This is a genomic window from Pantoea leporis (genome assembly GCF_028048155.1).
Lineage (GTDB): Bacteria > Pseudomonadota > Gammaproteobacteria > Enterobacterales > Enterobacteriaceae > Pantoea > Pantoea leporis.
This window is the reverse complement of the sequence record NZ_JALMEU010000001.1, coordinates 47,293-59,622: the sequence shown is the minus strand read 5'-3', so window position 1 is coordinate 59,622 and position 12,330 is coordinate 47,293. Positions and strand designations below refer to the sequence as shown.

The 12,330-nt window shown below is 56.9% G+C and carries 11 protein-coding genes; 8 read left to right on the top strand and 3 right to left on the bottom strand.

Going from position 1 to position 12,330, the window contains the following annotated elements; all coding sequences use genetic code 11:
* Nucleotides 1–135 precede the first annotated feature (135 nt).
* Nucleotides 136–1,356, bottom strand: coding sequence for a nitrate regulatory protein (locus tag MWH02_RS00305; protein WP_101764125.1), 1,221 nt, complete (start codon nucleotides 1,354–1,356; stop codon nucleotides 136–138).
* Nucleotides 1,357–1,840: 484 nt separating this feature from the next.
* Between MWH02_RS00305 and MWH02_RS00300 the strand changes: the two genes are divergently transcribed.
* The 8 genes from MWH02_RS00300 to MWH02_RS00265 all read left to right on the top strand — a co-directional run bounded on the left by MWH02_RS00300 (nucleotide 1,841) and on the right by MWH02_RS00265 (nucleotide 10,828).
* The gene (locus MWH02_RS00300; protein ID WP_192234148.1) at nucleotides 1,841–2,335 is read left to right on the top strand and encodes an SH3 domain-containing protein; all 495 of its coding nucleotides are present in this window, start codon (nucleotides 1,841–1,843) and stop codon (nucleotides 2,333–2,335) included.
* 84 nt (nucleotides 2,336–2,419) lie between these two features.
* Nucleotides 2,420–3,634 (top strand): type IVB secretion system protein IcmH/DotU, encoded by a 1,215-nt coding sequence (gene icmH / locus MWH02_RS00295; protein ID WP_101764124.1) that lies wholly within the window; start codon nucleotides 2,420–2,422, stop codon nucleotides 3,632–3,634.
* Nucleotides 3,634–5,748, top strand: coding sequence for a type VI secretion system membrane subunit TssM (gene tssM / locus MWH02_RS00290; protein ID WP_101764123.1), 2,115 nt, complete (start codon nucleotides 3,634–3,636; stop codon nucleotides 5,746–5,748). The genes icmH and tssM overlap by 1 nt, the downstream gene beginning before the upstream one ends.
* Nucleotides 5,749–5,761: 13 nt before the next feature.
* A complete protein-coding gene (tagF, locus tag MWH02_RS00285; RefSeq protein ID WP_110866339.1) occupies nucleotides 5,762–6,460 on the top strand; it encodes a type VI secretion system-associated protein TagF in 699 nt (232 codons plus the stop codon).
* 33 nt (nucleotides 6,461–6,493) lie between these two features.
* A complete protein-coding gene (gene tagH / locus MWH02_RS00280) occupies nucleotides 6,494–7,606 on the top strand; it encodes a type VI secretion system-associated FHA domain protein TagH (protein ID WP_137385967.1) in 1,113 nt (370 codons plus the stop codon).
* Nucleotides 7,603–8,379: a PP2C family protein-serine/threonine phosphatase gene (locus tag MWH02_RS00275; RefSeq protein ID WP_271459650.1), complete on the top strand. Its 777-nt coding sequence runs from the start codon at nucleotides 7,603–7,605 to the stop codon at nucleotides 8,377–8,379. The genes tagH and MWH02_RS00275 overlap by 4 nt, the downstream gene beginning before the upstream one ends.
* 13 nt (nucleotides 8,380–8,392) lie before the next feature.
* The gene (locus tag MWH02_RS00270; RefSeq protein ID WP_110866342.1) at nucleotides 8,393–9,343 is read left to right on the top strand and encodes a hypothetical protein; all 951 of its coding nucleotides are present in this window, start codon (nucleotides 8,393–8,395) and stop codon (nucleotides 9,341–9,343) included.
* A 66-nt stretch (nucleotides 9,344–9,409) separates the two neighbouring features.
* Entirely contained in the window at nucleotides 9,410–10,828 is a 1,419-nt protein-coding gene (locus tag MWH02_RS00265) for a serine/threonine protein kinase (protein ID WP_271459649.1), read from the top strand.
* A 6-nt stretch (nucleotides 10,829–10,834) separates the two neighbouring features.
* Here the strand turns inward: MWH02_RS00265 and MWH02_RS00260 are convergent, their stop codons facing one another.
* Nucleotides 10,835–11,506, bottom strand: coding sequence for a gamma-glutamylcyclotransferase (locus MWH02_RS00260; protein WP_168197458.1), 672 nt, complete (start codon nucleotides 11,504–11,506; stop codon nucleotides 10,835–10,837).
* Nucleotides 11,507–11,743: 237 nt separating this feature from the next.
* A complete protein-coding gene (gene chaB / locus MWH02_RS00255; RefSeq protein WP_271459648.1) occupies nucleotides 11,744–11,974 on the bottom strand; it encodes a putative cation transport regulator ChaB in 231 nt (76 codons plus the stop codon).
* Nucleotides 11,975–12,330 lie beyond the last annotated feature (356 nt).

Genomic DNA, 12,330 nt, shown 5'->3' with positions numbered 1-12,330 from the left:
GGTATTGCAAAGCCTGTGCCAAAAATATCAGGCCGTTTTATCAAGGCTGGCGCTATAAATGCGCTGATGATGCGTCGTTTTTGCACTGCGCTGACGCACTCTACGCACAGGGTTTGTGCAGCTACCTCCTTCGAGTTATGCCTTGAGCGTGGCGGCAACCGCCAGCACCGCCAGGGCTATTTCCAGCACCCGTTTGTTCTGGTTCATGGCGCTCTTACGCAGCGCCTGCCACGCATCCTGCTCGCTGAAACCGTGCTGCTGCATCAACCAGCTTTTCGCCTGATCGATAATTTTGCGTTCATCCAGTGACGCGCGCATCGAGGCGAGTTCATCGGCCTGCGTCTGCAGACGCTGCGACTGCTCACGGATCAACGCCAGCACCGAACGCCCGAGCTGGGGCGCGAGGCCATTGCTGTCCAGCGTGGTTTCAACGCCTGACAGCCAGCTGGCACCCGCGATATAAAGCGAGAAACTGGCCTCTTCTCCGATGGCTATCGGCGGAGATTCACTGTGCTGGGCAGCCGCAATCGCACACTGACAGCGATTCATCAGCGTGGCGCACAGCGTATCTTCAATCTGTTTCATCTGATCGAGACGCGAACTGAGCAGACTAAACCACTGCAACACGCCATTTTCACCGCACTGTGCGCCGGTGCAGGCGATGCGTCTTAGCCGCTCAATTTGGCTGCCGGCATCGGCTATCGCCTGCCAGCGTTGTAGATTTTCCGCATCAGAAAATTGGCTGAAAGTCGCAAAGCTTTGCTCCTGCGCAGCGATCAACACCTGAATGCGCTGCCGTTGCGTCTCGGTAAATTCACCGGCAGCGAATCCCGCCGAACCGGTGGCGCGCTCCTGTCCGGCCAGCTCTTTGCCTTGCATAAAGCTAAATAGCGCGATTAACGCACGCGAGATGTCCGGCTCACTGGCGGTATCCGCCGCTTCAAATACCAGATTGAGTAAGGTGCAGATGATGTGATTAAACGCATCCATCGCCTGCGCCTGCGTCACGGTGCGGCTGTGTACTTGCTGACGCAGCGCCGGCAGACTGTCCAGCGCCTGAAGCGCAGTCGCGATCAGCATGCAAAATCGGCTATAGCCGGGCTGCGCCTCTGCTTCCGGCAGCACCGCCATTGCACGCTGTTCGCGCAGTTCTACCTCCGCAGCGCGCTGTGCTAGCTCTTCACCAAACAGTCGACCAGCCGAGCACAGCCAGATATTGCTGGCTCCACGTTCACGCTGCAGCACATGGATCAATTCACTGATGGCGGTAATCTGTTCGCCGGTCCGCAGCAACCGTTGCAGGCTCGCAATCTCGCTGGCGCGGCTAGCACGTAGATAGTTCAAAGCCCGATTCATTGCTTTCTCCAGCGGTTTAGCGGTGTAAACAGAGGGTCAAGCAAAAGCCATGCCGTGCTGCGTTTAAACGTGGCAGAATTGGGCCCGGAAATTCCGAAATTGAGAAAATTGTTTCGCAAGGCAATCTTTTTTGCTTCATACAAATAGATTAATCTTATTTACCATTTTCGTTTGGTACTAACAGCGACCAAATGCCGTTGCGCTGCCTCGCATCGTTAACTGCAGCGAATAAATTAACTCAGCTTATCTATCACCGTGACTATGTGTTTTATATCATCGGCCTGCGCTGCTTTTTCGCCCGCTAGCACGGGATTTCTCATGGTGCAATGGTTTGAATTCTCAAAAGTCTTAGGTAGACTTAGTTCAGCACTATCTTTCTGTAATCTGTCTGTTTTTTTGATGGCTTTCTCGCTGCTTAATCTGCCTGCCTTAACGGCCCGTGCCGCAGATTACTCTGCAGCTAATCTGATGGAATTTGAGGATCATGGTGAATAAGAGTCTCGTGCTTGTGTTGCTGGCGGTATTAAGTCTGGCTGCTTGCAAAGCGCCACCGCCACCCGTTACAGATGACACGCTGGTAACCAGTGAAGTGAATGGCGTCCAACTGGTCCATCGTCATGCGGTGGCAGCACCTGGCGAATTCACGCCGGTCAATGAGAGTTATCGCGCGCTGTATGCTGCCTCGGTAATGACCACGCCTGATTATGGTGGCAAAGTAGTGCGCTATCTTGATAACGCCAAACCGTTTGAAGTGCTCGGCCGTGTTGAACACAGCTGGCTGGCAGTGGCTGATGAGCCTAACGGCCAGTTAATTGGCTATATTCCGCCGAAAGCGGGCGTGGAGAGCAGCCGTTACGACGCGACCATTCGAAGCGATCGTCCGCGCCCCCGCCGCAACAGCAAACAGGTTTGTGTGGCCGTTGGCGGCGCCAGCAAGGCTTGTCGCACTAACGATACCGCGACCTGGATTTTAGACTGATAATGCAATCCGGCGCACAATGCCCGCAGAAGCGTTTGCTCTGCGGGCTGTGATTTTCGCCCTTGCCTGGATAACCAAGATTTAATGACTCAGGATTCCCTTGCTCGCGATGGCATTGTCGCGGGCAATGATAACCTTTTGCTTAATGCCGCAGCACCCATCCTGAATGCCGTGGTACGTATACGGCAGGCCGCGACACATGACGATCCTGCCGGATTGCGCCAGTTACTGATCGAAGAGATCCGCCAATTCGAACAACGCTGTAAACAAGCGGGCTTACCTTTTGAGATGATTATCGGCGCGCGCTACTGCCTGTGCAGCGTACTGGATGAAGCCGCAGCGCAAACGCCGTGGGGCACGCGCGGCGTGTGGTCCGGCAACGGCATGCTGGTCACCTTTCACAATGAAAGCTGGGGCGGAGAGAAAGTTTTCCAGCTGTTGTCGCGCGTATCGCAAAGCCCGCAGCAGCATCTGTGGCTGCTGGAACTGATCCACTATTGCCTGCTGCTTGGTTATGAAGGCCGTTATCGCGGCAGTGACAGCGGCCGCGCGCAGTGTGAAGCCATCCGCAAACGCCTGGCACAACTCATTACGGAACATCGCCCGGCGAGCGCCAATCCGGCGGTGCCGCTGGTGGAAGTGCATCCGCTGGTCAGCACCCTGACGCGTCCGATGGTGCCGCTTTGGGCCTGCGTTACCCTGGCCACTCTGGTGGCGAGCCTGATTTACAGCGGGCTGAACTGGCGACTCGGCAACGCCGCCGAACCGCTGCTGCGCACCATCTATCAAACCCCGCTGCCACAAATCACGCCAGGACGTCGCCCTACTTCCCCTCAAGCGCTGCTTGATCTGCATCAACGTCTGAATGATGTGATTGCCGCCGGACAGCTGGAAGTGAGCGACGGCGCGTTCGGCAGCAAAGTGATCATCCCCGCTGACAAACTGTTCTCCAGCGACGGCACGGTGGTGAATCAGGTGGGACGGGCGCTGCTGGCGCATGTCGCCAGTGCAATGAAAACCGTTAAAGGCACGGTTTTGGTGTCGGTGTATACCGATAACAGCCCGGTCGATGGCCGTTTCGCCTCCAGCTACGAATTCTCCTCTGCGCGCGCACGCGCCATCATGCAGCTGCTTAATCCGCAGCTCGCGGAAGGTCACAGCGTGAAAGCGGAAGGTCGCGGCGACAGCAATCCGCTGCTGCCGAACGACAGTAATGAAAACCGCGCCCGCAATCGTCGGGTGGAAATCACCCTGTTTGTGACACCGGAAACCCTCGGCAATCATCAGGGAGGCCAATGATGCGCGCATCACTGCAACATCTGTTAACCCATCGCCTGCTGTGGAGCCTGATTGGCGTCACGGCATTGAGCTGCGTGCTGTGGATGCTCGGACCGCTGTGGAGCTGGGGCGATACGCGCCCGCTCGAGCCGGTATTGCCGCGCCAGTTAGCGGTGGGTCTGCTCTATCTGCTCTGGCTGCTGTTCCAGTTTATTCCTGCACTGTGGCGCGGCTGGTTTAATAGCAAGTTGCTCAACCGTCTGCAGCAGATGAGCCAGGAAGAGTTATCCGATCGTCAGGCCACCGAAACCCTGCTGGCGCAGCGCTTCAGTGAAGCAGCGCTGCGTTTAAAGCGCACCCAGTTTGGTCGTCGTCATCAGCAGAGCTGGCTGGCACGTTTTCAAAGTCACTACCTTTATCAGCTGCCGTGGTACGTGATGATTGGCGCGCCGGGCGCCGGTAAAACTACCGCACTACTCAACGCTGGCCTGCAATTCCCGCTCACTGACAGCCTCGGCAAAGCGGCAATTCGCGGCGTGGGCGGCACGCGCCACTGCGATTGGTGGTTCACCGACAGCGCGGTGCTGATCGATACCGCCGGACGTTACGCGTTGCAGGAGAGCCAACGCGCGCGCGATGGCGCGGAGTGGCACAGTTTTATCAATCTGCTAAAGCGCTATCGCACCCGTCAGCCGATCAACGGCGTGATCATGACCATCAGCGTCTCCGATCTGCTGACCGATTCAGCCGAAGCGCGCCATGCGCAGGCCAGCGCGCTACGTGAACGCATGGCGGAGCTGCATCAGCACACCGGCATTCACTTCCCGGTGTATGTGATGGTGACCAAAACCGACCTGCTGAAAGGGTTTATGAGTTTTTACGGCACGCTCAGCAAGCCGCAGCGCGATGCGATTTGGGGCTTCACTTTCCCGTGGGAACCGGGCAAACCGCATAAAGACGACTGGCACCGCAGCTTCAGCCAGCAATATCAGCACTTAGAGCAGCGTTTACAGCAGCAGTTGGCCGACGTCATGGCTGGCGAGCGCGATCTCACCCAGCGCGCCGACAGCTTCCTGTTCCCGCAAGAGTTCAGTTCGTTGCGTCCGCTGCTGAATGAGTATCTCGATGTGGTGTTTTCCAGCCATCAGGAGCCGATCGCCTGGTCGGCGCGCGGCCTGTTCTTCACCAGCGGCACGCAGGAAGGTTTACCGTTTGACCGCATCATGGGCGAGCTGAACCGCAAGCTGCAGCTGCCGCATACCGGCGAAAGCAGCCTCGCGGCGTGGAATAGCGTCGATCGCAGCAGTCCGATCCCCGGCAACAAAGGACAAAGTTTCTTTATCCGCGATTTGCTGAGCGATTTAGTGTTCCGCGAAAGCGGCCTGGCGGGCAGCAATCGCCATTGGGAATACCGCAACCGCCTGTTCCACTGGATCGGTTATGGCGTGCTGACCGGCGCGCTGCTGCTGCTCTCCTGTTTGTGGCTCACCAGCTATATTCAGAATCAGCGTTATCTGGACCAGGTTGCCGAACGCCTCGCGCCGATCACCACCCAGAGTCAGCAGGTGATCCATCAGCCCGCCGATAATATTTTTGATCTGCTACCCTTCTTAAATAACCTGGTGAAACTGCCGCTCTCCGAGCGTTTTTCCCTCGACAATCCACCGCTTACCATGCGCGTTGGGCTGTATCGCGGCAACCAGGTCAGCGATGCGGCGTGGGCGCTTTATCAAAATGCGCTTAAGTCTTTACTGCTGCCGCGCGTGGCGCAGCAGATCACCAATTTGCTGCGTGACGATCCTGGCACCGATAACGAGTACAGTCGCAATGCGCTGCGGGCTTATCAGATGCTCTATCAGCCGCGCAATTATGACGGCGAGTTTCTGCGTGGCTGGCTGATGCAAAACCTGCAGCGCACGCTGCCGGATGATGTCAGCGCGCGCGATTTGCAGCAGCTCGACTGGCATCTGAGCCAGCTGCTGGATCAGCAAATTCAGTCTTCGCCGTATGCGCGTGACAATGCGTTGATGATGCGCAAGCTTGCGGAGAATCTGAAAAATGCCGGTGACAGCAGCAACACGCTGGCGATTGCGCCGCACGTTGTTTCGCAGCGATTGACCAGACACAGTGAGTAATGGTGAGGTAATCATGCCGACACACACTGCGCCGGGCTGGTACGGCAAGTTACCGGCCACCGGCGATTTTTTGCGCCAGCGTCTGAGCGAAAATACCGTGACGCCTTGGAGCCACTGGTTTCAGCAAGGATTACTGCACTGGCATCAGCAAGCCGATGCCAGCACCGCACAGTTTTTACGTGCGCCGGTGTGGAATTTTGTGTTACCGCTTTCGCCGCTGCGTCAGCAGGTGCAGATGGGCTGCCTGCTGCCGTCTTGCGATCGCGTGGGCCGCAGCTGGCCGCTCCTGGCGCTGCGCAGCTTCCCGCTGAGCCACTGGCACAGCGCGCAGCTGGCGATGTCCGGTGACTGGTTCCAGGAGCTGGGCGCGTTGCTGCTGCACGCGGTGCGCGATCGACTCAATCCCGATGCGCTGGAGCAGCAGATGCAGCGCCTGTCGCCGCTGCTGGTGCCGGATACGCAGCGCAGCGACATCATGGATGTGATTGGTTTTGATGATTTACCCTGCACGCTGAGCTGGCGTGAAGTGGCTGACAGATTCGATCCGCAGCAGCACATGAGCTACTGGTGGAGTAATCGCAGTGACGGTTTTAGCCATGCCACCCACAAACACAGTGGCCCGCTGACTGCGCAACTTTTTTCATTATTGTTTAACCCGGCGTCTGGTGCACAGCCGGGCCGCAACGGCCTCTATCCACCGATGTTTGAATAGGCCGTGGCGTTTGCCTTGTTAACGGGATGACTCATGCAATTTACCATTGTGCAGTGCAATACGGATGTGCCCGCCAAGACGGTAGCCTTTAAACCGCCCGGCGGCACCATCGGCCGCAGTCAGGATAACGATCTGGTGCTGCCTGACGAATCGCGCGCCATATCGCGTCTGCAGGCGCTGGTGCACCTTTCGCCGGAGGGCGAGTGCCGCCTGACCAATCAGGGCAGCGTCACGTCGGTGGTATTGAACGGCGTCGCGTTGCAACGCGGCTCGCAAGTGGCGTTGCAGGATGGCGACACGCTGCAAATCGGTGAGTATGGGCTCGAAGTCCGCGACCCTAACAACCTGAAAGCCCGCCAGGACGATCCGCTGGCGTTCTTTGCCGACAGCAGCGACGACCCGCTCGGTATGATGCAGGAGTCGGAAGTGATTCCCGAGCCGGTTGCGCGTCAGGAGCGCCGCAACGATCCGCGTCTGGCGATTGATCCGCAAAGCGATGCGCCGACGCTGCCCGCCACGTTGCCGGGCGTCTCTCAGGACAAACTGATTGCCGCGCTGCTGGAAGGGATGGGGCTCAACAACGGCCATCAAACCACCATCACCGAAGAGCAGATGCGCGTAACCGGTCGCATGCTGAGCCTGTTTTCGCAAGGCACCGTCGCCCTGCTCTCCTCGCGCTCGATCCTCAAGCGCGGCGTGAAAGCCGACATGACGATGATTCTCAATGAGGCGAATAACCCGTTCAAAATTCTGCCGTCCGGTAAAACCGTATTGATGCAGATGTATCAAAGCCAGATGCCGGGCTTTATGCCGCCGGAACCGGCGGTGCGCGATGCGCTGGTGGATTTGCAGGCGCATCAGCTCGGCATGATTGCCGGTATCCGCGCCATTATTGCCGCCATGCTGCAGTCGTTTAACCCGCAGCGCTTAGAAGAAGAAGCACGCAAAGATGGCGTGCTACCCAAAATGGCGTTCAGCACCGGACGCAAAGCGGCGCTGTGGGATTACTTCTCACGCCACTATCAACGTACCGCTGGCGAAATTGAGGATGACTTCCATACGCTGTTCGGCGAAGCCTTCCTGCATGCCTATGATATGGAAGTGAATCAATACAAAGATTCTCAAACGCGGACCGAAGACGCATGAAGATGATGTTTGCCAGCCGCTGCCAGCAAGGCATGCGCGACGAAAATCAGGATCGTACCGGCGTCGAGCTGGACGATCACAAAGCCTGTTTTCTGGTGTGTGACGGCGTCGCCGGTTTGCCTGGCGGTGATATCGCCGCGCAGCTGGTGCGCGATACGCTGCTAACGCAGCTGCAGCACAGTGCGACGTTCACCCCTGAAAGCACGCGCGCCGCCATCGAACACTGCCAGCAGGTGCTGATTGAGGCACAGGGAAACAATCCGAATTTTTCACGTATGAGCACCACGCTCGCCGCGCTGTTTATCGACCGCGAAAAACAGCGCGCATGGTGGGCGCACGCTGGCGACAGCCGGGTTTATCACTTCCGTCATGGGGTGCTAAATCAGGTGACGCGTGACCACAGTCTGGCCCAGCAGTTACGCGAGGCGGGCTATGAAAATACCGGCATTAACAGTAATTTACTCTATAATGCGCTCGGTGTTGAGCCTGCCCGTCCGGCCACTTTTAGCGAGGTGATTACGCTGGCCGATGGCGATGCGTTTCTGGTTTGCAGCGATGGATTCTGGCTCAATCTCACCACCCACGAAATGGAACTGGCCCTGCGCATGGTGAATGCCTGCGAAGAGTGGCTGACTTTGATGGAACAAGCCGTTAACCGCAGTGTTAAAAGCGACAATCTCAGCGCTCTGGCCGTCTGGATTGGCGAACCGCAGGAAGCGACGCTGCTTTATTCCCAGGCCGATGCGGCACGTTTTCTGCCGTCACGTTATTGATCCAAGGATGCTTATGAAAGTGTGGTTGACGGGCTTCGCAACCCTGTTGCTGGCCGTAAATGCGCAGGCAGAAGATTATCGCGTGGTGTATTCCCCGAGCCTGTCATTAGAAGTCTACATTGATGACGTGGCGAGCAAAGCGCCCAACGACTGGTGCAAAGAGACGCTGCCGCTGCGCATCGTCTCGGGCAAAAGCACCGACTCCAGCATTCTGACCAGCTTCCTGCCGCGCGTCGGTACGCTGCTGGCGAATCAGTGCGGCCTGCTGGATGAACTGCCGTGGCAGATGACCAATAAAGAGGGCAGCGTGCTGGCTAACGGCAGCGCGGCCAAATTACAGAACTGGCGCCCGATCGTGCTGAACGATGCCACCGCCAGCGCCACCACCAGCAACGCCGCGCCGCTCGATCTCTCGCGCCCGGCGGATAGCACGCCGCTGCAGCACTTTGCCTTGCCGGGCGGCTGCCATTTCCGTACCTGGTGGGATGACAAAGGCGAATCGCTGTTTATCCCGGATAACCCGAATCAGCACTGCTCCACCGAAGGCTGGCTGGAAGGCCCGAGCGAAATGACGCTGATGAGCGCTGGCAAAACCCATAATCTGGCGCTGAACTTCTATCAGGGCTACCCGATTGCAGATTTGAAAATGAGCGGTCCGCCGCTGGAAGTGGTCTCGGTGAATAACCAGCGCATGATTGTTACGCGTCCGGATGCCGATGATAGCTGGTTAGTGCTGCCGTTTGATGCACAACAGCATGTGTGGCGTTTTAGCGGCACACTACTGGTGAAGATGGACAAAACCGCCGATCAGGGCAGCGATGTGCTGAAAAAGCGGGTTGAGACGTTACGCGGCGTTTGGTCGCCGCAATTTATGCCACAGCAAAAAGTGACTGTGTTACTGATTGACACCCTGCATGCGGATCTCGCCGATCCGGCGATTGGTGCCTGGCGTAACATTAATTAATTAGCGGTCGTTGCCTGCCGTCATCGTGATGACGGGGCGCTACAGGACGTGTTCAGAGAGTTCACTATGTCGGCAAACGAAAACCATACACCTAACGCCCTCCCTGCGGGCTACCGGTTTAATGAATTTGAAATCAAGGAAGTGATTGGCGGCGGCGGCTTCGGCATTGTTTATCGTGCCTGGGACCATCAGCTGGAACGCACCATCGCGATCAAAGAGTACATGCCCGTCTCGTTGGCGGTGCGTGCGGCGGATATGTCGCTGGAACTGCGCGGAGAGCGTTTCCATAAGCTGTTTACCGCCGGTCGTAATAGCTTTATTCAGGAGGCGCGCCTGCTGGCACGCTTCAATCATCCCGGCTTGCTACACGTGTTGCGCTTCTGGGAAGAGAACGGCACCGCCTACATGGGCACGCTCTATTACAGCGGCATGACGCTGAAAGAGTGGCAGATCACCAGTCCGGACAGCATTGACGAGAGCTGGATCCGTCGTCTGCTACCGCCTCTGTTTGGCGCCATTGATACTATCCACGCCGCCGGTTATCTGCATCGCGATATCTCGCTGGATAACATCCAGATTCAGGAAAACCAGCTGCCGGTGCTGCTTGATTTTGGCTCGGCGCGCAAAGAGATCGGCAATCTCTCGGATGAAACCGAGATCATGCTGAAGCCCGGCTTTGCGCCGATTGAGCAGTACAGCGAAGAAGGCGAAATAGAGCAAGGTCCGTGGACCGATATCTATGCGCTAGGCGCAGTGCTGCACAACCTGATCACCGGCCATGCACCGCCGGTGAGCGTGGTGCGCTGCATAGAGGATAACTATCAGCCGCTGGTGGAGCGCAAGCCGGAAGGCTATTCGCTGCCGCTGCTGCACGCCATTGACTGCGCGTTAGCCATGAAGCCAGCAGATCGTCCGCAAAGCATTGATGCCTTTGCCAGCTTGATCGATCTGCCGGTCAGCGATGTCGAAGCGCTCTCCACCACTATTCCGCTCGTGGCTGAGCCGGTTGTGCCGGTGGAGCCGAGTGTTGCAACGCCGGAACCGCAAGTGTTGGCCGTCAATCATGCCGCTGCCACCGTTGAACCTTTGACGCCGCGCAACGTGCGTCGTTTGTCGCCAGGTTTAGTGGTGGCCGCTGCGATTGCGGTGCTGGCGGTTGTGGTGGTGGTTTGGAAAGCGAATCATCACAGCGAAGCACCGCCGGTTGCCGCCAGCACCGCTCCCGCTGCGCCTGCTGCCGCAGCAGGCAACAGTGTAGCGAGCAGCGCACCGACGGTGGCGACGGTTTATCTGCGTTTGCAGGCGGGTGAGAATGTGATGCTGAATGGCGAAGCACGCGATGTGAAGCCCTCCTCCAGCGGATTCGCTTCACTGAATCTGGCGGCGGGGAACTATCGCATTGAGGTGCGTAACGGCAACCAGGTGCATAGCCAATCGCTGACCATCGATAAGCCGGGAACCTGGCTGATTAATCCGGCGCAGTAATCCGTATCAGCGCGCTGCCGAATGACTCTGCAGCGCTCTGACATCTGCTGCCAGGCGCGTCAATGCCGCTTCCTGCATGCCACGTTTGCCTAGCTCCTGCTCCAGCGCGTAGAGGTATTGTGCGTTGGTGCCGAGCGGACCGCTGGCCTGGGCAATCAACGGCGCAATGGTGCTGCGGCAGGAATCGGTTTCATACAGCGGATGACGTGGATCCATGATAAACACCAGCGCGGTAACGTTGCGTCCATCCTCCAGCTCCAGTTCACACCAGGTTGGCAGATAGCAGCCAGTAATCATTTCACGCTTCCACAGCAGCTCCAGCTCATCATGCAAACGCGATTCCGGTAAGCGGAACGCCAGTCCGCTGGTGGAACCGCCCTCTTTCAGCGCCAGCATGCGGCCAGGCGCGGTTACGGTGCCGCGACCGGCAATTAGACGCAGGCAAAACGCACGGTGCCAGCCCTCTAAACGACCCGGTGCCACTTCGGCCGCTTCAAAAATGGGATTCCACATCAGCGAGCCGTAGCCAAAAATCCACACCGGGCTTTGGTCAGGACGACAGGCCAGCGTCGCGGACAGCGATGCCGCACGCTTTTCACAGCTCCAGAACAGCGCTTCATCAATATCGCCAAACGATGTTTTACAATCTGCTTTTAACAAAAATTCCCGCGTTAACACTGTGGTCTCCTCTACTACGCTGACATCTTGCCGGTGTGGTTCCTCAAAACTGATGTCTACAGGCGACGCTCATTGCATCGTCTTAAGAGAAGACATTAATTCATTTTTAACAAAACATTCAAGATTGACCCCGATCACAAAAGGGAAATTCTGTGTAAATAGCATCGGCTGCCTGGTGAGGAACTTGAATGGCGAAGGGAAAAGTGCGAGGCGGGCCGCACCGGCCCGCAAGACAAACTAGTTTTTAGGGTGCCACTTTTCATCGTCACCTTTTGAGTACTCATGCTTGACTGCTGCCCAGGCGACTTTGTGTGCCACCTCTTCGCGCGACTCATCGCCACGCCGGTCGTCGGGATCTTTGTATTGGTCCCAGGCGCTGTTAAAGGCCTTTTGATAGATGGTTTGTGCGTGAGCCGGCAGGACATGACGCACGCTGTCTGGCAGCTCTTTGTTTGATGAATAAGGCATATTTCCTCCTGTTTCATACCCAGGGTTTAAGTCTGGATCATCTGGGTCAAAACGCAAACTGGTACTTTCACTGGCAGATGGCGTAAAACAGGTTTAAACCTTCATAAACTTCACCCTATACGACGATTAACCAGACCAATCTCATCTTTAATTGGGTGAGTGACTCATGCAACATAATGAATACAGGCGTTAATCCAGCGATAACACACTCTTTTGCCGTGTTATGCATAATAAACGCTTTTGGTAAAATCGCGTAAAGTCACAGCAGCACAGCTGATGAAAAGTTACACTGCGTTACGTCAGAAAACTCATTATATTTATCAGGCAATGATTGCCTGCTTTGTACTTTTTCCGGA

Bases quoted from the DNA above. Each gene is read 5' to 3' on its own strand.
- MWH02_RS00305 (WP_101764125.1), bottom strand. From the start codon at position 1,356: ATGAATCGGGCTTTGAACTATCTACGTGCTAGCCGCGCCAGCGAGATT.
- MWH02_RS00300 (WP_192234148.1), top strand. From the start codon at position 1,841: ATGGTGAATAAGAGTCTCGTGCTTGTGTTGCTGGCGGTATTAAGTCTG.
- MWH02_RS00270 (WP_110866342.1), top strand. From the start codon at position 8,393: ATGAAAGTGTGGTTGACGGGCTTCGCAACCCTGTTGCTGGCCGTAAAT.
- icmH (WP_101764124.1), top strand. From the start codon at position 2,420: ATGACTCAGGATTCCCTTGCTCGCGATGGCATTGTCGCGGGCAATGAT.
- chaB (WP_271459648.1), bottom strand. From the start codon at position 11,974: ATGCCTTATTCATCAAACAAAGAGCTGCCAGACAGCGTGCGTCATGTC.
- tagH (WP_137385967.1), top strand. From the start codon at position 6,494: ATGCAATTTACCATTGTGCAGTGCAATACGGATGTGCCCGCCAAGACG.
- MWH02_RS00275 (WP_271459650.1), top strand. From the start codon at position 7,603: ATGAAGATGATGTTTGCCAGCCGCTGCCAGCAAGGCATGCGCGACGAA.
- tagF (WP_110866339.1), top strand. From the start codon at position 5,762: ATGCCGACACACACTGCGCCGGGCTGGTACGGCAAGTTACCGGCCACC.
- tssM (WP_101764123.1), top strand. From the start codon at position 3,634: ATGCGCGCATCACTGCAACATCTGTTAACCCATCGCCTGCTGTGGAGC.
- MWH02_RS00265 (WP_271459649.1), top strand. From the start codon at position 9,410: ATGTCGGCAAACGAAAACCATACACCTAACGCCCTCCCTGCGGGCTAC.